At 32.9% G+C, this 23489-nt stretch carries 17 protein-coding genes; 11 read left to right on the forward strand and 6 right to left on the reverse strand.

The genetic code is table 11. From position 1 onward, the window contains the following. Positions 1-1164 (reverse strand): MFS transporter, encoded by a 1164-nt coding sequence (locus AB3G33_RS15945; protein ID WP_367771479.1) that lies wholly within the window; start codon positions 1162-1164, stop codon positions 1-3. Between the two features lie 412 nt (positions 1165-1576). Here AB3G33_RS15945 and AB3G33_RS15950 point away from each other — a divergent pair, with 412 nt between their 5' ends. The 5 genes from AB3G33_RS15950 to AB3G33_RS15970 all read left to right on the forward strand — a co-directional run bounded on the left by AB3G33_RS15950 (position 1577) and on the right by AB3G33_RS15970 (position 9851). Then, the gene (locus tag AB3G33_RS15950; RefSeq protein WP_367771482.1) at positions 1577-3952 is read left to right on the forward strand and encodes a TonB-dependent siderophore receptor; all 2376 of its coding nucleotides are present in this window, start codon (positions 1577-1579) and stop codon (positions 3950-3952) included. A gap of 71 nt (positions 3953-4023) precedes the next feature. Continuing rightward, positions 4024-5154 carry a PepSY-associated TM helix domain-containing protein gene (locus AB3G33_RS15955; RefSeq protein WP_367771485.1) on the forward strand — a complete coding sequence of 377 codons (1131 nt, stop codon included), beginning with the start codon at positions 4024-4026 and terminating at the stop codon, positions 5152-5154. Between the two features lie 167 nt (positions 5155-5321). After that, positions 5322-7724, forward strand: a complete 2403-nt coding sequence (locus tag AB3G33_RS15960; RefSeq protein ID WP_367771488.1) for a TonB-dependent siderophore receptor — start codon at positions 5322-5324, stop codon at positions 7722-7724. A gap of 44 nt (positions 7725-7768) precedes the next feature. After that, a complete protein-coding gene (locus tag AB3G33_RS15965) occupies positions 7769-8317 on the forward strand; it encodes a PepSY-associated TM helix domain-containing protein (RefSeq protein ID WP_367754623.1) in 549 nt (182 codons plus the stop codon). A gap of 211 nt (positions 8318-8528) precedes the next feature. Beyond that, entirely contained in the window at positions 8529-9851 is a 1323-nt protein-coding gene (locus AB3G33_RS15970) for an APC family permease (RefSeq protein ID WP_367771491.1), read from the forward strand. 67 nt (positions 9852-9918) lie between these two features. Here the strand turns inward: AB3G33_RS15970 and AB3G33_RS15975 are convergent, their stop codons facing one another. Continuing rightward, positions 9919-10293, reverse strand: a complete 375-nt coding sequence (locus AB3G33_RS15975; protein WP_367771493.1) for a hypothetical protein — start codon at positions 10291-10293, stop codon at positions 9919-9921. A gap of 242 nt (positions 10294-10535) precedes the next feature. Further along, the gene (locus AB3G33_RS15980; protein WP_367771496.1) at positions 10536-13169 is read right to left on the reverse strand and encodes a valine--tRNA ligase; all 2634 of its coding nucleotides are present in this window, start codon (positions 13167-13169) and stop codon (positions 10536-10538) included. 227 nt (positions 13170-13396) lie between these two features. Here AB3G33_RS15980 and AB3G33_RS15985 point away from each other — a divergent pair, with 227 nt between their 5' ends. Further along, entirely contained in the window at positions 13397-13786 is a 390-nt protein-coding gene (locus tag AB3G33_RS15985; protein ID WP_367771499.1) for a DUF1573 domain-containing protein, read from the forward strand. 56 nt (positions 13787-13842) lie between these two features. On the opposite strand, the gene AB3G33_RS15990 is transcribed toward AB3G33_RS15985, so the two are convergent. Beyond that, positions 13843-15171 (reverse strand): aspartyl protease family protein, encoded by a 1329-nt coding sequence (locus AB3G33_RS15990; RefSeq protein ID WP_367771502.1) that lies wholly within the window; start codon positions 15169-15171, stop codon positions 13843-13845. Positions 15172-15296: 125 nt separating this feature from the next. Here AB3G33_RS15990 and AB3G33_RS15995 point away from each other — a divergent pair, with 125 nt between their 5' ends. The 5 genes from AB3G33_RS15995 (at position 15297) to lgt (ending at position 20407) form a co-directional block, all read left to right on the forward strand. Then, the gene (locus AB3G33_RS15995) at positions 15297-16490 is read left to right on the forward strand and encodes a pyridoxal phosphate-dependent aminotransferase (RefSeq protein WP_367771505.1); all 1194 of its coding nucleotides are present in this window, start codon (positions 15297-15299) and stop codon (positions 16488-16490) included. 263 nt (positions 16491-16753) lie between these two features. Beyond that, positions 16754-17425 (forward strand): GTP cyclohydrolase I FolE, encoded by a 672-nt coding sequence (gene folE / locus AB3G33_RS16000; protein WP_367771508.1) that lies wholly within the window; start codon positions 16754-16756, stop codon positions 17423-17425. A 121-nt stretch (positions 17426-17546) separates the two neighbouring features. Further along, positions 17547-19025, forward strand: a complete 1479-nt coding sequence (gene cysS / locus AB3G33_RS16005) for a cysteine--tRNA ligase (RefSeq protein WP_367754639.1) — start codon at positions 17547-17549, stop codon at positions 19023-19025. A 65-nt stretch (positions 19026-19090) separates the two neighbouring features. After that, positions 19091-19333 (forward strand): membrane protein insertion efficiency factor YidD, encoded by a 243-nt coding sequence (gene yidD / locus AB3G33_RS16010; RefSeq protein ID WP_367774162.1) that lies wholly within the window; start codon positions 19091-19093, stop codon positions 19331-19333. Positions 19334-19453: 120 nt separating this feature from the next. Next, the gene (gene lgt / locus AB3G33_RS16015) at positions 19454-20407 is read left to right on the forward strand and encodes a prolipoprotein diacylglyceryl transferase (protein WP_367754641.1); all 954 of its coding nucleotides are present in this window, start codon (positions 19454-19456) and stop codon (positions 20405-20407) included. 60 nt (positions 20408-20467) lie between these two features. Here the strand turns inward: lgt and AB3G33_RS16020 are convergent, their stop codons facing one another. Both AB3G33_RS16020 and AB3G33_RS16025 read right to left on the reverse strand, forming a co-directional pair. Then, on the reverse strand, positions 20468-22636 hold the full coding sequence (locus AB3G33_RS16020) for a T9SS type B sorting domain-containing protein (RefSeq protein ID WP_367771511.1): 2169 nt from the start codon (positions 22634-22636) through the stop codon (positions 20468-20470). Between the two features lie 191 nt (positions 22637-22827). Then, entirely contained in the window at positions 22828-23442 is a 615-nt protein-coding gene (locus tag AB3G33_RS16025; RefSeq protein ID WP_367771514.1) for an acyloxyacyl hydrolase, read from the reverse strand. Positions 23443-23489 lie beyond the last annotated feature (47 nt).

Consider the following 23489-nt stretch of genomic DNA (forward strand, 5'->3'; position numbering starts at 1 on the left):
TTATGCTTCTTCGGTTGCAATTTTATTGACCATAAAAATCATAATGATTCCCAAAAGAGCCATTATTAAAAAGGCCCATTTCATACTCGAAATTTGAGAAATGAATCCAACCATTGGTGGCACAATCAAAAAACCAAGATATCCAATAGTTGAAATAGACGTTAGTGCGCTACCATTGCTCAAACTTTTTGATTTTCCAGCGATACTGAACACTAATGGGACAACACACGACACCCCAATTCCTATTAAAAAATAACCAATTATGGTTGTCGAAATAAAAGGAAAAAGAAAACAAATCAAAAAACCAGAGCTAATAAAAATACCGCTATAAAATAAAATTGGTTTTATACCATATTTAAATACGGCATAATCTCCCAAGAGACGCCCTAATGTCACCGCAGTCATAAAAAAAACAAAAGCTGCTGTGGTCCATTTTGGTGATGCATGTAATATGTTTTGAAAATAAATTCCGCTCCAATCATACATGGTATTTTCACAGGCCATCGACACAAAACAAATTATAGCAAACTTGATCAGGTTTTTGTCGGGCATCAAAAAGAATTTTTTCTTCTCCTTCACCGGTTCGGTATGAATTGTTTGTGGATAAACCCATGCTGTAACTGCCATCATTGCAACACTTACTCCCAGCAAATGAAAGGAAGGCGCAATTTTTTGAGTAACCATTACATAACCTAAACCTGCTCCTATAAATCCTGCCAAACTCCAGACGGCATGAAAAGTAGTCATTATTGATTTTGGATACAGTTTTTGAACTTCAAGTGCCTGTGCATTCATTGATAAATTCAAAATATTTCTAGAAGAGCCAAAAATCAAGAGGATTATAACCAATTGCCAAACAAAAACAGCAAAACCAGGTAAGGCCAATACGATATTAAACAATATGGCACCTAATAACATACAATACCGACTGCTATATTTATTCAATAACCTTCCAGTAAATGGCATAGTTAACATCAATCCTACTGGAAATGCAAATAAAACGGCTCCAAATTGCGCTTCACTTAAATGCAATTGCGCTTTAATAGCAGGAATTCGAGATGCCCAAGAAGAATATCCAAATCCCGAGATGAAAAAAAATACGGTGTTGGCAATTCTATATCCTTTAGGAGAATGCTGTATTTTTTTTAAATAGGATTGTATCATTTATTTTGAATGGTTTCAAAAATTATTGCTCTTTTTAAAAAATGATAGGCACTAATTCGAAGCTGTAAATTTAAGTATTTTCAAAACTAAATTTCTATGCTCCTTCCACTTTCTCCTAAAATTTAAAAAGTCAGTTTAAATACTACTATTTCATGTATCCAGTTCAGACAATTATTCTTGGATGAAGATTCATAAAAAAACGACCATTTTACATAATACATTATAAACAACAACCTTTCATATAAAAAACAGTGTTATTTAGGATTCATAAAATGCTGTAAAACAATTGTGTAAAAACTTTATTTTTATTTAATCTAAATAACTATTGTTAAATAAAAATTAAAATATAGATTTGCATTATTCTTATTCATTATAAATAAAAATAAATCTATAACTTTAATTATTTTTTAATATGCACTATTTTAATAAAAAAACACCCACTTTCTTATTACTCCTTTGTCTGTCACTAATTTCATTAAATACAGCTTTTGGTCAGCAGCAAAAAACAGCAATAAAAGGAACTGTTTATACCAGCGGTAATAAAGCGGCTGAAGGAGTATCCATTACCTTGAAAGGAAAAAACAAAACTACCATTACAGATAATGACGGTGTCTTTATTCTAAAAAATTTAAACGAAGGGGAATACACCTTAGTTGTAAGTTTAATTGGAAACAATGATATTGAAAAACGAGTTGCAGTAAAAAATAACGAAACAACCACTGTTGACATTACGCTTTCTCTATCAAACAATGAACTGAACCAAGTAGTAATTCTAAGTAATAAAAGTGCTTTTAAAACCAATAGAATTTCTTCCTCGTTGCGTTTACAGTCTCCCATCATTGAAATTCCTCAAAACATACAGGTAATCACTGGAAAACTAATTAATGACCAACAAATATTTGACATGTTAGAAGGGGTTACTCGTAACGTAAGTGGTGCTACCAGAGTAGAGCATTGGGATAATTATGCTAATATAACGATGAGAGGAAGTCAAGTAGCTGCTTTTAGAAACGGTATGAATATGAGTTCCACTTGGGGACCATTAACTGAGGATATGAGTATGGTAGAACGTATTGAATTTGTAAAAGGGCCTGCCGGATTTATGCTGGCTAATGGAAATCCAAGTGGTTTTTATAATGTAGTTACTAAAAAACCCAGCGGCCGTACAAAAGGAGAAGCGAGTTTGACTTTAGGAAGTTTTGACATGTACAGAGGGACATTAGATTTTGACGGAAAATTAACCAAAAATGGAAAATTATTGTACCGTATCAATGTAATGGGAGAAAAGAAAAACAGTTACCGTGATTTTGACTTCAATGATCGTTATTCCTTTGCCCCTGTTCTTAAATATTTGGTTTCAGATAAAACAGCAATTACACTTGAATACACCCAACAATTCTCTAAAGTAAATGCGATAGGAGCTAATTATTTGTTTTCACACAGAGGATATGCTGACTTACCCAAAAGTTTCTCCACATCCGAAGCCAATTTAGATCCTACAAAAATGACAGAAAGAAATATTCTTGCTATTGTAGAACATAAAATCAATTACAATTGGAAATTCACAGCACAAACGTCTTACCTAAATTACCAGCAAGAAGGGATGTCATTGTGGCCAACTGGTTTTGATACTACTAATGATGCAATTCTTAAACGTGGTGCTGGTATTTGGGATGTTTTAGGTAAAGTATATGTAGGTCAAGCATTTTTAAATGGTGAAGTTCAAACTGGAGCTATCTCACACAAAATACTATCAGGCATCGATATGAGCGATAAAACATTCTATCATGACTTTGCACAATCTGTTGCTTTACCCGATTTAGACATTTACAATCCTGTACACGGAACACTAGCTGCCTCGCCTACTTTTGACAGAAGCAAAAGCCTAGAAGAAAGAGGTGTTAAATACCAAAATAACTACAAAGCTTTTTATGTGCAAGACGAATTGGGGTTTTTAGACAACAAACTGCGATTGACATTAGCAGGAAGATATACTGTACTTAAAGCATATAATGCTTATTCTGGCAACGCTAAAAACAACAAATTTACGCCAAGAGTGGGATTAAGCTATTCAATTGATAAAAATACATCAGCCTATTTTGTAAACGATCAATCTTTTAATGAAAACTATGGTACAGACTGGCAAGGAAAATCTTTTAATCCTGAAACAGGTGGAAATATTGAATTTGGCTTAAAAAGAGACTGGTTGAACGGAAAATGGAATTCTGTCGTTTCAGTTTACCAAATCACAAAAAATAATGTACTTACAGCTGACCCAGAACACGCTTCAGGAGGGATGCAGTATAGCAGAGAAAGTGGACAACAAAAAGTAAAAGGATTTGAAGTTGACATTAGAGGTGAAATCGTAAAAAACTTAGACCTTATAGTTAACTATGCCTTTACTGAAGGAAAAACTACTAAAGATACTGATGAATCTATAATAGGAAACCAAATAGCAGGAACTACCAGACACATTCAAAATACTTGGTTGAATTACAAAGTAGACAGAGGTACTTTGAATGGAGTTGGTTTTTCACTAGGTTATCAATACCAGATAAAAAGAGCTCCATGGTATATCTCACCAGATAACACTGCTAGTTTACCTGATTATTTCCGATTAGATGGAGGAGTTTCTTACCAAAAAAACAAAGTATCTATCAATCTAGTTGTCAATAATATCTTAAATAAATACTTGTATTCTGGAGGCTATTATAGCTATAGTGATATGTATTACTGGCAAGCGGAAGCGGGTACTAATTTTCGCTTATCAGTTGGATATAAATTTTAAAGTTAGTTCGTTTTGTTTCAGTTTTGTTTAATTAAGCTCCTCATTTCGGTGAGGAGTTTTATTCTTATCTAATGAAAAATAATAATTTAAAAAAAGGAATAGGGAAAATACACTTATGGTTGGGTTTATCTTCGGGCATAATTGTATTTATCATTGCTATTACAGGTTGTTTGTATGCTTTTCAAGAAGAAATTCAAAACCTGACTGAGGAATATCGTTTTGTCCCAGAACAACAATCTCCTTTTTTGCCTCCATCTCAATTACTCAAAATTGCCCAGAAGCAACTACCTACCAAAACGATTCACGCTTTAAAATACAATAGAAAAACAGATGCTGCAGAAGCCATTTTTTTTCATTATGAGCCTACTTATTATTACACCACGTACTTAAACCCCTATTCTGGAAAAGTATTGAAAACAGTCGATAATGAAACTGGTTTTTTTCATTTCATTTTAGACGGACACTACTACTTATGGCTACCAGATCAAATTGGGCAAGTTGTAGTTGCCTCAGCTACTTTACTATTCCTAATTCTCATCATTTCAGGATTTATATTATGGTACCCTAAAAACAAAAATGCAGCCAAACAGCGTTTCACTTTCAAGTGGAAAAAAGGGATGAAATGGAAACGAAAAAATTACGATTTACATAACATTACTGGATTTTATGTTTTGCTGATTGCCTTCATTTTTGCGGTAACAGGATTAATATGGGGATTTCAATGGTTTGCTTTTTCTTATTATAAAGTTTTAGGGGGCGAAAAATCCTTAGTTTATGTCGAGCCAATTTCTAAAATAGAAAAAGGACCAAAAAATGCTCCAGCTTCACCTCTAGATATTATCTGGGAAAAAATGAAAATAGAACATCCCAAAGCCGAATCTATAGAATTACATCCTCCAGAAAATGATAATTCCTCTATAGCAGTAAATATAAATAGTGATAAAGAAACCTACAGTAAAATAGACTACCGCTATTTTGATCAATACTCCTTAAAAGAAATTAAGGTCAACCACATTTGGGGAAGAAAAAAGGATGCTAAACTTGCAGATACCCTAACGAAAATGAATTATGACATTCATACTGGTGGCATCTTTGGCCTAGCCGGAAAAGTATTTGCTTTTCTAATTAGCTTATTAATAGCCAGCTTACCCGTTACAGGAACTTTAATTTGGTGGGGGAAAAATAAGAAACAAAAAAACTAAAATTACGTAATTATACATTTTTGTCATCCAATAAAAATAGTAGATGACTAACAATCAAATTCTTAAAAAAAAATTAAAATAATTATTGATATTTAATCTAAATAAGCTTTGTCAATTCAAAATCAGATTATATATTTGCACCGTTATTTTTAATAAATCTAAATAAAATGAAAGCTCAACTTAGAATCATAGCATTATTATTATTTGCAACTCTTTTTGTAAACGCACAAGAAAAAGGAATTATACAAGGAAAAATAGTTTCTGCTGATGGATATCCTTTGAAAGAAATTGTAATTAAATTAGCAAAAGGAGCTTATACAAGTGAAACAAATAATGATGGAACCTTTAGATTTGATAATTTCCCCGTAGGTATTCATACCTTAACAATTGAGGGAGAAGGATTAAAAAAACAATCCAAAGAAATTAAAGTATCCCCAAATACAGTGACCTACGTAGAGTTCAAATTAAATGAAAACATTGAATCCTTACAAGAAATTGTAATTGTATTTAAAGGAAGTACCAATAAGAAAAAAGAAAATGTACTTTCTGGACTATCGTTAAAACCATTAGATATCCCTCAAAGTATTCAGATAATTGGTAATGAAATCATCACACAACAACAAGCCATCCGATTAAGTGATGTTATAAAAAATGTAAATGGTGCCTATGTAGGCTCCGCTCGTGGTGGTGCTCAAGAATCCATCTGGTCTAGAGGATATGATATGACGGCAAACAATATGTTTAAAAATGGGTTCCGTTTTAGTGGCGGATCTGTTCCCGAAGTATCATCTTTAGAAAAAGTAGAGATTTTAAAAGGAAGTGCCGCTCTTTTATTTGGAAATGTAGCTCCAGGAGGAATTATGAACATGGTGACTAAAAAACCTTCATTCGAAAAAGGAGGAGAAATAAGCATGCAAGCAGGTAGTTTTGCTTTCTATAAACCCTCTATTGATATTTACGGTCCTTTAAACAGCTATATTGCATACCGATTTACAGGATCTTATGAAAACTCTGAAAGTTTTAGAGATGTGGTAAAAAAAGAACGCTATTATATTAATCCTTCGTTCCTTTTCAAAGTTAGTGATAAAACGGAGATTGTATTACAAGGTGATTACCTACATGATAATTGGACACCCGATTTTGGTACAGGAATCATAGGAAAAGAAATTGCCGATGTACCTCGTAGTACTTATTTAGGAGCGACATGGTCTAATGGACAAACAAGACAATCTAGTGTATCTGGATTAGTAAAGCATGAGTTTAACAAAGATTGGAAATTAAATTTCAATACCTCTTTTCAAGATTACAACAGAATTTCAAAAGGGACAGAGCGTATTCAACCAGCCGATAATGGAGATTGGAGCAGACCACTGGGACAAAACAAAAACCTGGAACAAAATATTGGTCAACAAATTAATCTACAAGGTTGTTTTACTACTGGAAGTGTAAAACACCAATTGTTTACAGGAGTTGATTTTGAAAACTCATTTGCACAAGCGTATCGATTTAGCTTCTCCCCCTCTACTTACGGATCTGGAAATATTTTTGATTTCGAAAATTTTGATCAAGGTGGTGCTATTCCAGAAGGAGATATTACTAGAATCGTAAAAACAAACACGAATAGTTTTGGAGTATATGCACAAGATTTGATTTCGATTACAGATAAATTTAAAGTATTAGCAGGATTACGTTGGTCATGGCAAGAATCACAAGCAACCACTCATGATTATACTACAACACCTATCACTATCACAGAAGATCAAATAAGAAATGATCAAGCCTTTACTCCTAAGTTAGGATTGGTATTTCAACCAACCAAAGACCTGTCATTGTTTGCGAGCTATTCGAATTCATTCACACCAAATTCAGGAACTACAGTTGATGGAAAAGTAATAAAACCCTCTTTGATTGATCAATATGAGGCGGGAATTAAAAAAGATTTCTGGAAAGGTTTATTGAGCGCTAATGTTACTGTCTATCAAATTACCAATAGCAATTTAGCGCAAACGGCTGAATTCAAAGCCGATGGTACTTTTAATACAGATACTTCAATAAAAGTATTAAGCGGGGAAACAACTAGTAAGGGAATCGAAATTGATATTACTGCAAGACCAACTGATGGATTAAATATCAATGCAGGTTACAGCTACAATGATATGCGATACACTAAAACATCAGGCCTTAACGGAAGTTTTATTGAAGGGGATCGTTTAGCAAGAACACCTGCTAATACTGCCAACTTGAGCTTCTTCTATACGTTACAATCAGGATTGTTAAAAGGAGTTTCTATAGGAGCAATTGGAAACTATATAGGAAAACGTGTGGGTGGATGGAACAACCAAATTCTTATTGATGCCAATACACAAGAACAAACTATAAGAGACAGACAAATCCCTCTTGGTGATTACACAACAGTAGATGTATCTGCAGGTTACGAATGGGGTAAATTTTCAATCCTTTGTAAATTATCAAATGTTGCTAATGTATTGGCTTATACAGTACATGAAAATTATAGTGTAAATCCCATTGGACCTCGTCAAGTAATGACTTCATTAAAATATAAATTTTAAACAATCCCTTTTATCTCTTTTTACTTTTAAAAAGAACTAGAACTATGAAAAAAATCAATTTCAGAAATTTACACCGCGACTTAGGTTATTTCTACATCGGGTTAATTGTTTCCTTTGCTTTATCAGGACTTATGATGAATCACAGAGAATCTTGGCATCCTGAAAAATATACTACCCAAACAAAAGCAATTGAAGTTCCACTTCCAGAAGAAAGTGGGTTAAACGAAGATTTTGCTAAGGACTTAGGTAAAAAATTAGGAATTGAAGACAAAATGAGACGTCAAATGGTTCGAAAAGGAACTTATAAAATTTCATTTGAAAGTCATGATGTCGAAATAGACATGAAAACAGGAAAAGGGGAAATTGTTTCTTTCTTTAAAACCCCCATAATAAGTCAATCAATGACATTGCACAAGAATACGTCCAATTTTTGGATTTATTATTCCGATATTTTTGCGATAAGCCTAATTATTATTGCCTTAACTGGAACTATAATGATAAAAGCAGGTAAATTCAGTTGGAAAAATAGAGGTTGGAAACTAGCAGTAGCTGGTGTTGTATTTCCTTTATTATTCTTGTTTTTATTTAGTTAGCATTTTTGAAAAAAATAAGTAAACCCCGTTTAGCAATAGGCGGGTTTTTTGCTTTTAAGAAGAATACAAATTTTTAGTATATTTGGCTCAAATAATACTTTTTCTTACAAACTTAACATCGTAAAAGTGAATAGATAATAAGTATCATAATCTTTTTTAGGCTAAGACTAGTTACACTTCTACTGCTACAGCTATTAAAAACTAAATTGCTATGACAAAATCAAAAAAAAACCAATTGAAAAAAAGCTTAGGCTTGGGTTTTGGAATTGCAATATTAATTGGAGGTACCATCGGAGTAGGAATACTGAGAACACCAGGTGCCATCGCGGGCATGTTGGACAATTATTGGCTTATCATTAGCTGTTGGTTTTTAGGCGGACTTTATATCTTAGTTGGCGCAAATTCCTATGCAGAATTAGCTACTATGCTTCCCAAAGCTGGTGGATCATACAATTACATAAAAAGAGCTTTTGGTGATTATGCCGGTTTTTTATCTGGCTGGTTTGACTACATTACTAATGTGGTCCCTCCCGCTTTTTATTGTATCGTAATTAGTGAATATCTAGTTATTTTATTTCCGAGTCTTGAAAGTCAAACAACAGTAATAGCCATCGGTTTTCTAGTCGCCTTTACCTTATTACACGTCAGCGGAGTAAAAAATGGCAGTTTCATACAAAAAATGACAAGTATAATAAAAGTCCTGTTTTTTGTTGCCTTAATTGTTGCTTGTTTTATCTATTCGGGATTTAAATTTAATCCTATTGAAAAAGATACTCCTTTCTTTGAAATGGGAATTGTTTTCGGTTTCTTTAAATCACTACAATTAATTATTGGTACTTATGATGGCTGGTACGCTGTTTGCTTTTTTGCTGAAGAAGATAAAAACCCAAGTAAAAACATCCCCAAATCTTTATATACTGGAGCTATAATAGTTATAGTAATATATATATTGATAAATATGGCATTCTTTCAAGTATTGCCCGTTTCAGCATTGGCTAATTCTCCATTAGTAGCTTCAGATGTTGCTAAAGTTGTGTTTGGACACAATGGTTCAATAATAGTCACTGTCATTGCCATTTTTTCTTTAATTAGCATTCTGAATGCCTATATGATGATACCTGCTCGCATACTATTTGGATTGAGTCGCGATGGCTTTTTTACACAAAAAGGAACTAGAATAAATAAGGGTGGCACCCCAATTGTGGCGCTTTTAATCTCTTCATTATTTAGTCTATTCTTGATTAGTATAGGTTCATTTGAAATATTGTTTTCGTTTGGAACCTTCATGTCTGTCATTGTTTGGGGATTGGCCTATTGCTCACTAATGAAATTAAGAACCAAAGAACCCAATTTACCAAGACCTTATTTATCTTGGGGGTATCCATGGACATCGATATTGATGATTATAGCCACCTTAACTTTGTTAATAGGCTTTGCCTACAGCGACACTAAAAACTTTGTAATTATTATAATTATTGCTGTACTATCCTATCCAACTTTCTTACTTATTGATCGTACAAATAAAAAAGAGTGATTTCTAAAATCCTAAAACTGAAAACTCCAGTTTTAAAAGCATTAATAATCGAGTAGTATTAAAAAATTTATTTCATAAAAATCCCGTTCTCTTCCAGTAATTCTACTAGGCTAGTATGTTCATTAGGCTCATATTTTTCAATACCACTTTGATACCATTTTGAAATTATATTGATTTGATAAGCCGTGTATTCATCGGCATCTATAGGTAAACCGAACATGCCTGCAATAAGGAAATCTTCTAAAACTTTTTCAGTAACAATCCGATTTGGAATTCCGTTACTAATACATCCATTCATTCGTTCATAGTCTAAACGTCCTGATTTAAATCCAGCAATAAAACCTGCCTTTTTTGTACCACTAAATGGCAACAAAGGGTCTAAACCTATTGAATATCCGTCAAAATAATCTTTTCTGTAAGTGGAACTAAATATTTTTTTCATTGGTAGTAAATGTGGTATTTAATAATTACTGTACAAAAATATTAACAATTTGTCCGTAAATACGCATAAATCGTTTAAAGGAAAAAATACCCTTTAAAATACAATCACTATGATGTTCGTCGATAAAATAGGGCTACCATCTATTTGATTACACTTATTAAATGAGTTCGTTTTGCAATAAATCTAAAAAACCCATCTCATTTTAAATGAGATGGGTTTTAAATTGAGTTATCTGCTTCCCTTTATTTCAGTCCTGCCAAACTATTTTCAATAGTTTCAATTTTAGCCAAAGCATCTGCCTCTTTTTGCTTCTCATTTGCCAAAACTTTTTCTGGTGCTCCTGCAACAAATTTTTCGTTCGCTAATTTATTTTGAACTGATTTTAAAAATCCTTTTGTATAATCTAATTCAGCTGTCAGTTTTGCAATTTCTTCTTCAACGTTTATGTTTCCAGTAATTGGAATAAAATATTCATTAGAATTCACACGGTACGATAAAGCCCCATCCACTTTTTCAGTAACATATTCTAACGAAGTGATGTTCCCTAATTTAGTGATAACCGAATCAAAATAAGTAGAAACTTTATCGTTATTGATTGCTTTTAATTCAATCGCATCCTTAAATGGAATATTCTTATCCTTACGGATGGTACGAATTCCAGAAATCACTTCCATTGTGCTTTCAAAATCAGTAATTAAAGTTGCATTAAATGGTTTCATCTCTGGCCAAGTAGCAACAATCAAAGCTTCTTCCTTAGTTCTTGTAGCTAATATTTGCCAAATTTCCTCGGTCAAGAAAGGCATAAATGGATGCAATACTTTTAAGTTATTTTCTAGCATTTCTATCGCTTTCGCAAAAGTTATACTATCAATTGGCTGTTGGTATGCTGGTTTAATCATTTCTAAAAACCAAGAACAGAAATCATCCCAAACTAATTTGTAGGTTCCCATTAAAGCTTCTGAAATTCTGTATTTCTCAAAATTATCTTCGATTTCTAAAAGTGTTTGTTGCAACTTCGCTTCATACCATTCTATCGCCACTTTAGAAGATTCTGGTTGTGGAATACTTTCAGATACTTCCCATCCTTTGATCAATTTAAAGGCATTCCAAATTTTATTAGTAAACCCCTTTCCTTGGTTGCATAACTCTTCATCAAACATAATGTCGTTTCCTGCAGAAGCACTTAAAAGCAATCCTACACGAACCCCATCAGCACCAAATTTTTCAATTAAATCCAAAGGATCTGGTGAATTCCCTAATGATTTAGACATTTTACGTCTTTGTTTGTCACGAACTAAACCTGTCAAATAGACATTTGTAAATGGTTTTTTTCCTGTATATTCATAACCTGCAATAATCATTCTCGCTACCCAGAAAAATAAAATATCTGGACCCGTTACTAAATCATTCGTTGGGTAATAATATTTAAAATCTTCACTTTCTGGATCCATTATACCACCAAAAACTGACATTGGCCATAGCCAAGAAGAAAACCAAGTGTCTAATGCATCAACATCTTGTCTTAAATCTTTTGTTTCAAGTTTTGAGTTTGAAGTTTTCTCTCTCGCAAGCACTAGAGCATCTTCGATCGATTCAGCCACAACAAAATCTTCTTTTCCGTCTCCGTAGAAATAAGCAGGAATTTGTTGTCCCCACCACAATTGACGAGAAATATTCCAGTCACGTATGTTATTCAACCAGTGTGCATAGGTGTTTTCAAAACGTTTTGGATGCAATTTAATATCTCCATCTACCAAAACTGATTGGATTGCTGGCTTTACTAAATCTTCCATTTTCAAGAACCATTGATCCGATAAACGCGGTTCAATAACAGCTTTCGTTCTTTCAGAAGTTCCTACTTTGTTCAAGTGGGTTTCTGTTTTTGCTAAAGCACCTAATGTTTCCAGTTCTTTTGCTATTTCTTCACGAACCACAAAACGATCTTTCCCTTGGTAATGTAAACCAAAACTATTCATTGTTGCATCTTCATTGAAAATATCAATAATTTCAAGGTTGTGTTTTTCCCCTAAGGTTTTATCATTCATATCATGGGCAGGAGTTACTTTCAAACATCCTGTTCCAAATTCGATATCTACGTATTCATCTTCTATTATAGGAATAATACGACCACAAATAGGAACAATGGCGCTTTTTCCTTTTAAATGAGCAAAACGTTCGTCATTCGGGTTAATACAAATTGCACTATCCCCAAAAATAGTTTCAGGACGAGTCGTTGCAATGGTCAAGAAGTCTTCACTTCCGTCAATTTTATATTGAATGTAATATAGTTTCCCTTGTTGCTCTTCAAATATTACTTCTTCATCAGATAAAGTCGTTTTAGCTTCTGGATCCCAGTTTACCATTCGATATCCACGGTAGATAAGTCCTTTGTTATACAAATCAACAAAAGAACGAATTACAGATGCTGACATATCTGGATCCATAGTAAATTTTGTTCTTTCCCAATCGCAAGAAGCACCAAGCTTTTTTAATTGATCCAAAATTACGCCACCATATTTATCTGTCCAATCCCAAGCATGTGCCAAAAACTCTTCTCGAGTCAAATCATTTTTATTGATTCCTTCTGCTTTTAATTTAGCCACCACTTTAGCTTCTGTAGCGATTGAGGCGTGATCCGTTCCTGGAACCCAACAAGCGTTGAATCCTTTTAAACGTGCTCTACGAATCAAAACATCTTGAATAGTATTGTTCAACATATGCCCCATATGCAAGACTCCAGTGACATTTGGAGGAGGAATTACAATAGTATAAGGTGTTCTATGGTCTGGCTGCGAATGGAAATAATTATTTTCCATCCAGTATTCATACCATTTGTTCTCAATAGTTTTAGCGTCAAATTGTGCAGGAATTGTCATTTTATAGTGAATTCGTTTAATCGTTATTTAGTGATCTAATTATTCTATTAATACAATGATTACTAGTCGAATAACCGACTGACCAAGTCATAAAAATAGTTTGGTCTAATTATTGCAATTCATATTGGGAACAAAAGTAAATAATAAAGTACACTATAAAAAGGGAAATAAAAATTTGTGCTCTAATTAAAACAAAGTATATTTACTTTTATTAAATAAAATTTAAAATGAAAAAAATAGCAACATTAATAGTGGTCGTATTATTCAGTAGTATTGGATTTGCACAAAACGGAGCTAAAATTGACTTTAAAGACGAAAATAATACGATTGACTACGGGACAATTACAAAAGGAAAAGATAATGGTATAAGAGCATTTGTATTTACAAATACTGGAAATGCTCCTCTTATTATATCCTCTGTGCAATCGACATCGAGTTGTACTATTTTATCGAAACAAACGGACACCATATTACCAGGTAAATCATCCAAAATAGAAGTAAAATACAACATGGTAGCAGGCCCTATTAGAAAAACAATTACTGTAGAGTCTAATGCTGTTAATTATGATGAAGGTAGAATCCCTTTAAAAATAAAAGGTGAGGTTATAGCTAACTAAGAACTAAAACAATACATAAAACACTTCTTGATAAATAGTTCAAGAGGTGTTTTTTTTTACAAAATATTTTGCAGTTGAAATTTAAATTTTAAAACTACCCCTTCTCTTAATACCTCTACAGTAATCCATTTTTCATCCTCCGATTTTAAGAAAGAATTCATTTGCTGTAATGTATATTTATGAGCTAAATTCGAATTGATAGAAACAATCACATCACCTAATTGTAAACCACAAAGAGCTGCTGGAGAATTTTTCCTAAGGTTTGCTATTTCATAAATAGGTTTTAATTTAAATTTATATTGAAAATCAGATGTTTTCTTTTCCACTTTTGAATCAAAAGTATCCGCCAATACTGGTACAGTCTGAAGATGGACGGTTTCTTGCACCCATTGCATTCCACTGTGCCTGATCTCAATTCCACTTTTATTATAATTAAAAGGAGCGAAGTACTCTTTCCCTTTTCTAAAATACAAGCTATTGTTAGGATAATCAAAAACTATTGAGAATCTTTTTAAAATTTCACCCCCTACTGAACCGAATCTGTTGGGTACCATTTTTACATGCTTCACTGAATTCGAATCTGGGAATGCTATAACGAGATTAGAAAATTTAAAATCGGAAATTGTAAATTCTGAAATACGGGCTCTTCTCCCTTCCACATCTCCACTAAAACCTTTACCCAAATAATCTTCAAAATTTCTGTTTGGTACTTTTATTTTATCAGATACATTTTGAAAAAGCCAAACTGCATCACTATTACCAATATCGACCAATAATTTTGAAGCGATATTAACGGAGTCAATCATGACATTTGCAACAATATATGGCTTTGCTCTTTCAATGGAAATTGGTAATTTTTTATATTTTTTTTCAATCCTTCTCTTATTTTTACCATTATCATGGTAAAAAAATATTCTTTTTTTATCGTAATTAATTTCTACTAGATTATTTTTAAAAAAAGAATATCCTATAATTCCATTTACAGGAATTCCAATATGAGATGACAGATTAAAATCCGGATCCAAAATAATATACAAAAGATGATTCCGCGATTCCATCCCTTTTACCTCCAATAAATTCCCAGTTGACTTTAGTCCTTCAACAGCTTCTTCACTTCCCAACCCTTTTAAACTTATTTTTTCAATGTTTTTTAAATTGATTTCCTTTTTATCTTCTAAACTAAATAATACTGTCTCTTCAACACCTGTATCCAATAAAAAAGTCAGCTCAACCCCATTAACATTTAATGGAATGAAGACTAAATTATTTATTAATTTAAAAGGAATACTTACTTTATTACTATTTTTAACAAAATGAAATCCATCTTGAGCATTAGTAGAAAAAGAATAAAGGAGTAAAAAAAAATACAGCAGATTTTTTTTCATAGAAATGATTTATATAAAATTACTAAAAAAACAGATAAATATTGCACATTTAACAACAAATAAGGGATATAAGCCTATTAAAATTGAGAAAAAAATCGCAAATTTGCATTTCAACAATTATAATCATGCCAAAAATATCGAATAAAGGTAATTTAATGCCTGAATCACCTATCCGTAAATTAGTTCCTTACTCGGAAATTGCTAAGAAAAAAGGCAATAAAGTATATCATCTAAATATTGGTCAACCCGATATAAAAACACCAGAAGTAGCTATCAATGCTGTTAAAAACTTTGATATAGAAGTTTTAGAATACAGTCATTCCGCTGGTTTTGAAAGCTATAGAACTAAACTATCTCAATTTTACAAAAACCAAGGTTTACCAATTAATTTTGAAGACATCATTATTACTACTGGAGGCTCTGAAGCGTTGTTATTTGCAATGGGTAGTACTATGGACCAAGGAGATGAGATCATCATTCCTGAACCTTTCTATGCCAATTACAATGGTTTTTCAACAGCATCTGGTGTAACGGTAGTTCCAGTTATTTCATCGATTGACACTGGATTTGCTTTACCTCCTATCGCAGATTTTGAAAAATTAATTACACCAAAAACAAAAGCTATCCTTATTTGCAATCCTGGTAATCCAACTGGTTATTTGTATTCCAAAGAGGAAATCATGCAACTAGCAGAAATCGTAAAAAAACACGATTTATTCTTGATTGCTGATGAAGTGTATAGAGAGTTTACTTACGATGGTGATTTACACTATTCTGTAATGAACATTCCTGGACTAGAGGAAAACGCCATTATGATTGATTCTGTTTCTAAAAGATACAGTATGTGTGGTGCAAGAATTGGTTGTATTGTTTCAAAAAACAAAGAACTAATGGCTACAGCAATGAAATTTGCACAAGCAAGATTGAGCCCGCCTACATTTGCTCAAGTAGCAAGTGAAGCCGCTCTTGATACTCCACAAAGTTATTTTGACGAAGTAATATCTGAATATAGAGAACGTAGAGATACACTAATTACCGAATTAAATAAAATAGAGGGTGTAAAAGTAGCTACTCCAAAAGGAGCTTTTTATTGTATCGCAGAGTTGCCTATAGACAACGCAGATTATTTTGCACAATGGCTATTAGAAACTTACGATTTAAATGGTGAAACGGTAATGGTAGCACCAGCTGCTGGTTTTTATTCCACTCCTGGAGTTGGTTTAAACCAAGTTAGAATAGCCTATGTATTGAAAAAAGAAGATTTAATTACGGCTGTACACATCCTTAAAGAAGCAATTACAACTTATAATTCTAAATAATTAAATAGGGTACAATAAAATAAGGAAACCTTTAAAAAAATCCTTTCCATAGGGGGATCCTGAAAACATAACCTATTAATTACAAAGGCAATAACTACCATTTAGTTATTGCCTTTGTTTTTTAGTTATCAAAATAATGGCATAAGCTATGCCAATACCATTTAAAAGAGACCATTTATTATTAAAGCCTATAGAAATTCTTTAGTTTTTATTAATTATCTTTACAGCCTAAAAATATATACCCACTATAACAGTACCTTTTAATGATAAACAATGAAGAAATTCATGACGAAATAGGAGATAATCATATTGGTTCATGTGCAAAAAATCCAGTTCGAGACGATGCTTTTGCAATAAGTGACGACGAAAAAATTGAAAAAATAAAAAAAGATGTTGAAAGTATCCTAATTACCCTTGGGATGGACTTGACAGATGATAGCATGAAGGGCACACCTAATCGTGTTGCAAAAATGTTTGTTAAAGAAATTTTTGGAGGATTGAATCCTGCAAAAAAACCAAAAGCATCTACTTTTGACAATAATTATAAATACGGTGAAATGTTAGTTGAAAAAAACATTACACTCTACTCTACTTGTGAGCATCATTTATTACCAATTATAGGAAGAGCACATGTTGCTTACATCTCTAATGGTACAGTAATTGGACTTTCAAAAATGAATCGTATTGTAGAATATTATTCTAAAAGACCACAGGTACAAGAACGTTTAACAATGCAAATAGTTCAAGAACTTCAAAGGGCATTAGGAACTCAAGACGTTGCTTGTGTCATTGATGCCAAACATCTTTGTGTAAACTCAAGAGGTATTAGTGATATTGAAAGTAGTACCGTAACCTCAGAATTTGGTGGTAAATTTAAAGAACCTCAAGCAAGAAGAGAATTTTTGGATTATATCAAATTAGAAACAAAATTCTAGAAGGATTACTTAAAACAAATAATGCCCTAGCCCTGATTGAAGTGAAAATCCTTTTTATTTTTATTTTCAAAAATAAAAAGATTGCAGCGAAAAGCAGGAAATAGCTCCTAAAAAAATAAAAATGCCTCTATATAACGATCAATCTTTAAAAATATACAATTCTCTTTCGGGAGAAAAAGAAACATTTGTTCCTATTAACGAAGGAAACATTGGAATGTACGTATGTGGACCTACGGTTTACAGCAATGTTCACCTTGGAAATGTTAGGACATTTATGTCTTTTGATGTTATTTTTAGATATTTATTGCATTTAGAATACAAAGTTAGGTACGTACGAAACATTACGGATGTAGGTCATATTGTGGATGATGTAGATGAAGGCGAAGATAAAATTGCTAAAAAAGCGCGTTTAGAGCAACTGGAACCTATGGAAGTAGTGCAACGCTATACTGTAGATTTTCATGATATCTTGAAAGCGTTTAATTTTTTACCGCCAAGTATTGAGCCAACGGCTACTGGACATATTATTGAACAAATTGAAATCATCAAAAAAATTATTGAAACAGGAGTTGGTTATGAAGCCAATGGATCTGTATATTTTGATGTTGTTAAGTTCAATAAAACAAATCATTATGGAAGACTAAGTGGAAGAAATATCGAAGATATGCTTGCTAATACCCGTGATCTTGATGGACAATCGGACAAGAGAAATCCGCAAGATTTTGCGCTTTGGAAAAAAGCAGAGCCACAACACATTATGCGTTGGCCGTCTCCATGGAGTGATGGATTCCCAGGTTGGCATCTAGAATGTACTGCAATGAGTACAAAATACTTAGGAAATCATTTTGACATTCACGGTGGCGGAATGGATTTAAAATTCCCGCATCATGAGTGCGAAATTGCACAAAATGAAGCATGTACAGGACAGACTCCAGTAAATTATTGGATGCATGCCAATATGTTGACTTTGAACGGTAAAAAAATGGCAAAATCTACTGGAAACAACATTCTTCCAAGAGAGATTTTGACTGGTGAAAATTCAATATTAAGTAAAGCATTTTCGGCATCAGTTGCTCGATTTTTTATGCTTCAAGCCCATTATAGAAGTATTCTTGATTTTTCTGACGATGCCATCGTTGCTGCCGAAAAAGGATATAAAAGATTGATGGAAGCGATTGATACTATAAAGCAACTAACTTCTAGTACTACTAGTACACTTGATATAGCTGCATGGAAACAATCTTGCTATGACGCTATGAATGATGATTTTAACTCTCCTATTTTAATTGCTCAATTATTTGAAGGAGTACGTTATATCAACCTACTAAATGACGGAAAAGAAAAATTAACTGCTTCTGATCTAGAACTGTTTTCAACAGCTATGCATGCTTTTGTATTTGATGTCTTAGGCTTAGAAGACGAAAATTCAGCTAGTAACAGTAATGACAAGTTAGAAGGAACAGTTAATATGCTTATTAGCATGCGAAATCAAGCGAGAGCCGATAAGAATTTTACGCTATCGGATCAAATTAGAGATCAATTAATTGCTTTAGGAATACAATTGAAAGATGGAAAAGAAGGAACAACCTTTAGCATTTAAAGATCAATTTAAGATAGTCAATTACATTAAGTAAAAATAGAAATCAAGTGCAACACTTCAAAACTATACTATCAAATATCCTCATTTTTCCTTTTTTACTATTGGTCCGATTGTATCAATTAGTATTATCTCCACTTATGCCTGCAACCTGCCGTTTTGAACCTACATGTTCTGCTTATATGATTGAAGCTTTACAAGTACATGGTCTATTTCGAGGTGGTTATCTAGGTATAAAAAGAATTTTAAGTTGTCATCCTTGGGGAAAAACAGGCTATGACCCTGTTCCAAAAAAGAAATGCAACCATTAATCAAGTTTAACCGCATAATGAAAATCAGAATGTTATAAAAAGCTTAAAAAGTAATCTTTAACTTAAATTTCACACTGAAACTCTTAACAAAAAATGTATTTTTACATAAAATAAAAAATAATGACACACGCTTTAAATATAGTTTGGAATCCATCGGAAGGAATTGATCTTGGTTTTTTTATAATCCGTTTTTACAGCCTTATGTTTGTAATTGCTTTTGGATTAGGATGGTATATCATGAAAAATATATATGAGCGAGAAAATGAATCTATAGAAAAACTAGATTCTTTATTCATTTGGACTGTACTTGCCACATTACTTGGAGCCCGTTTAGGTCATGTATTTTTTTATGATTGGGAATATTATCGTAATCATTTAGTCGAAATTCTTCTACCTATTAGAGAAAATGCTGTAGAAAATTTGTTTGGCTTTATCCCTGGCTGGGAATTTACTGGATATCAAGGGCTGGCCAGTCATGGCGCAGCCATTTCTATCATAATTGCAATGTATTATTACAGCAAAAAAATACTAAAAAGACCCTTATTATGGATTTTAGACAGAGTTGTTATTGCTGTTGCAAGTGGAGCAATTTTTGTACGATTAGGTAATTTTTTCAATTCAGAAATTGTTGGAAAAGAAACAACTTCATCATTTGGAATAAAGTTTGTTAGAGATTATTTTAGTCCAAGAGATGCTGTTAATGCGACTCAAATTGCAAATCCAAAAGAAGCTTATCATGCGATAGCAACTAATCCAAAGTTTGCTAGTTTATTAGAGCAAGTACCTGCTAAACATCCAGCACAATTATACGAAGCATTTTGTTATGTTTTTGTATTTGCTATCTTGTTCTTCTTGTATTGGAAAACAGAAGCAAGAGAAAAATCAGGTTTCTTATTTGGTCTTTTTCTAGTTTTATTATTCACTGTACGAATAGTCGTAGAATTTGTAAAAGAGAGCCAAGGAGGTTTTGAAAGTGCCTTAGGTTTGCTTTCTACAGGTCAATGGCTCAGTATTCCTTTTATATTAATTGGTGCTTATTTCATCTTCACTGCTGAAAAACCTGTTACTATCTAAACATAAAACACATTTTAGAATTAAAAAAAAACTCCCGCCATGGCGGGAGTTTTTTTGTTTTTAACGTTTTAATGAAAAGTGAGATTTAAACTTTTTTGAAATATTCTGTTCTGTATATTCAACTACAAACCAGTAATCATTGCTTGGCATTGGCTGCCCATTAAAATTACCATCCCATCCATTTCCGTTTGGTCTAATTTCCTTTAGTAACTTACCATATCTATCAAAAATAAAAATTTTAGAACCCAATTCATCTTGTAATTCCGCTATATTCCAAGTATCATTATAACTATCTCCATTTGGAGTGAAATATTTTGAATAATTAATTACTAGAATATTTGATTTTGTAATTGGGTTACTACACCCTCCTTGGTCTATAACCGTTACAGAATGATAGCCCGAAGAAACATATTCAAATATTGGACTATCCTGTAGCGGTCCACTATCCAGCATATAAGAATAGTTCCCTGCTGCGGTAGCTGAAATTGTAATTACTTGATTTTCTGCAAAAGCTTCCGTTACAGTCCATGTGAAATCAACTAAAGTATTAGACAGTATTACAGTAACATCGATTGTTTGAGCACTAGCACATTGATTTGGATCTGGAATAAAGTCATATGAAGCACTTGTCATATTATCAACTATTCCAGGAGACCAAGTCCCTGTAATTCCATTTGGAGACGTTTGATTTAAAGTTGGAGGTATACTTCCTGAACAAACTGAAAACGAAGCAAATCCAGGGTTTATAAGTGGTGTAATTACAACATTAAGCGTCTGCGTATTTGCACATTGATTTGAATTAGGTGTAAATACATAACTTCCACTAGCGGTGTTATCAATTGTCGCTGGAGACCAAGTACCAGTAATTCCGTTTGGTGCCGTATTATTCAAAACAGGAGTTGCTGTCCCTGTACATATAGGGGAGATAGGTTGAAAATCGGGTGTAGCTTTTTGAATAATCGAAACATTTAATGTCTGTGAACTAGCACATTGATTTGGATTGGGTGTAAAAACATACGATCCGCTAGTAGTATTGTCAATTGTAGCAGGCATCCAAGATCCAACGATCCCGTTAGGAGAGGTACTTGTTAATATCGGTGCTGTTGTTCCTGAGCAAAAAGGGGCAATTGAAGCAAAATCTGGGGTAACATTTTGAACAATTGTAATAGTAACCATTGTAGGAGTTACTGAAGTACATTGCCCAGGGTTAGGCGTAAATGTATAAGTAACCGGGCCCAAAATTGAAGTATCTACAGTAGCAGGACTCCATGTTCCAGAAATAGAAGGCACATTATTTGAGTTAGAAGGTAAAACTGGAGCAATAGCATTTTGACATACAATTGCTGGAATACCGGAAAAAGTAGGTGTAATTAAAGGTGTAACTGTAACGTTTAAAGTTTGCGTAGTAGCACAAGGAAATAAAACTGGATTTGGTGTAAAGACATAACTACCACTTGTTGTATTGCTAATGACAGCCGGTAACCAAGTACCTGTAATATTATTTGGCGATGTAAGACCTAAAATTGGCGCCACCGATCCAAAACAAATAGGAGCTATGGTAGGAAAATTTGGAGTTATCGTAGAAGCTCCACAAGGAACAGTACAAGTCAATGTTTGTGGAGGAACACAAGGATGTGTTGCAGATGACAAGGTCAATGTTGCTGATTCTCCTGGTGATACACCAAAAACCTCTTGATGCGAAACACCTGTGGTTCCACTAACTGTAGGACCTCCATTAATAGTATACGAATAATTATAAGTATTCGAAATAAGCGGGTTATTTGCCCAATCAAAAAAAACAGAAGTGGTAGTTGTAGCTTGTGTAGGGTCACACCTGAAAGATAAAATAGCTGCTCCATTATCAGCGACTACATTTACAACAATTTCGGCCCTAGTGCTCTCTCCTGTGCCATCGTTCTGACTTACGTAATACTTTGTCTGGCCGACTGTTGTTGTAGAAGGAGTTGGTGCAGATGCAGAACCTACACCGCCAATTGCATTTGTCCCATACCAAATTAAAGTCCCACCGGGAGAAGATGTAGCTGTTAAGGGGCTTGCTGTACTATTTTGACATAAATTAATGGGGGTATTTACTGTAGGCGGTGGGGCAATTAAATAAATTCTCTCTTTTAGATCAGAAAAACTGACACTAGCATGCACATGAATGATACTAGAAGATAAAAATATAATTATAAAAAGAGAAGCAAATAACCGGATACTATTTTTCATTATTTGAGGTATTTAATTTGATATAAACAAATAGTCGATTCTATCAATAGGAAGTAAATATATAAAATTTGAAACTTTTATAAAATAATTAACACATTTAAAATGATGGCCAACTCAAACAAAACCTAGAACACACTTCAAAATGTAAATAAAATCTTAAAAAAAACAGAATACGAAAAGAAATATAAAATTTACAACTTGTAGAAAATACCAAATTCAAAATTCTGAGTATTAAATCCAAGATTAGGACTACTTAGGCCTGCATTAGAAACATGTCGAAAACTAGGCTTGATTTCAATTGTAAAACTGTTAATTTCTAAATCAAATCCTATTGCTAACGTATTTGACAATGCAAACCCTTTGGCCAAACGTTCAGTTTCAACATCAGAAATTAAAGGTCCCACACTTCCCAAAACAAAAAAACTAAAGGCATTAGAAATTGGCTTTCTTAAAATAACTCCAAAGTTTAAAATGTACTGATTGATTCTATTAGTTTTGGAATAATATTCTCTTTTCACCAAATAATCAGGATCATCACTGGTAATAAAAAGAGGATTGATCAGTTTATGATTGGCTAAATTTATTTCTGGCTCCAAAATTAATTCACACCTAAATTGCTTTAGTTGTTTGACTATATATCCTACATGTGCTTTATAAAATTTATTTTCAAATGTATAGTTCTTGTTTTTCAATTCATGTCCAAAACCGTATGAAAAACCCACTAATAAATCATTCTTGTTTTTTTGAGCAAAAGAAGCATGAATTAAAAAAAACACCAATAGCGCAAAATGTATTTTTTTACTCATAATGCATTCATTTAAAAACGATTAAATATAAATACCCTTATTAAATT

Source organism: Flavobacterium sp. WC2421 (genome assembly GCF_040822115.1).
GTDB lineage: Bacteria > Bacteroidota > Bacteroidia > Flavobacteriales > Flavobacteriaceae > Flavobacterium.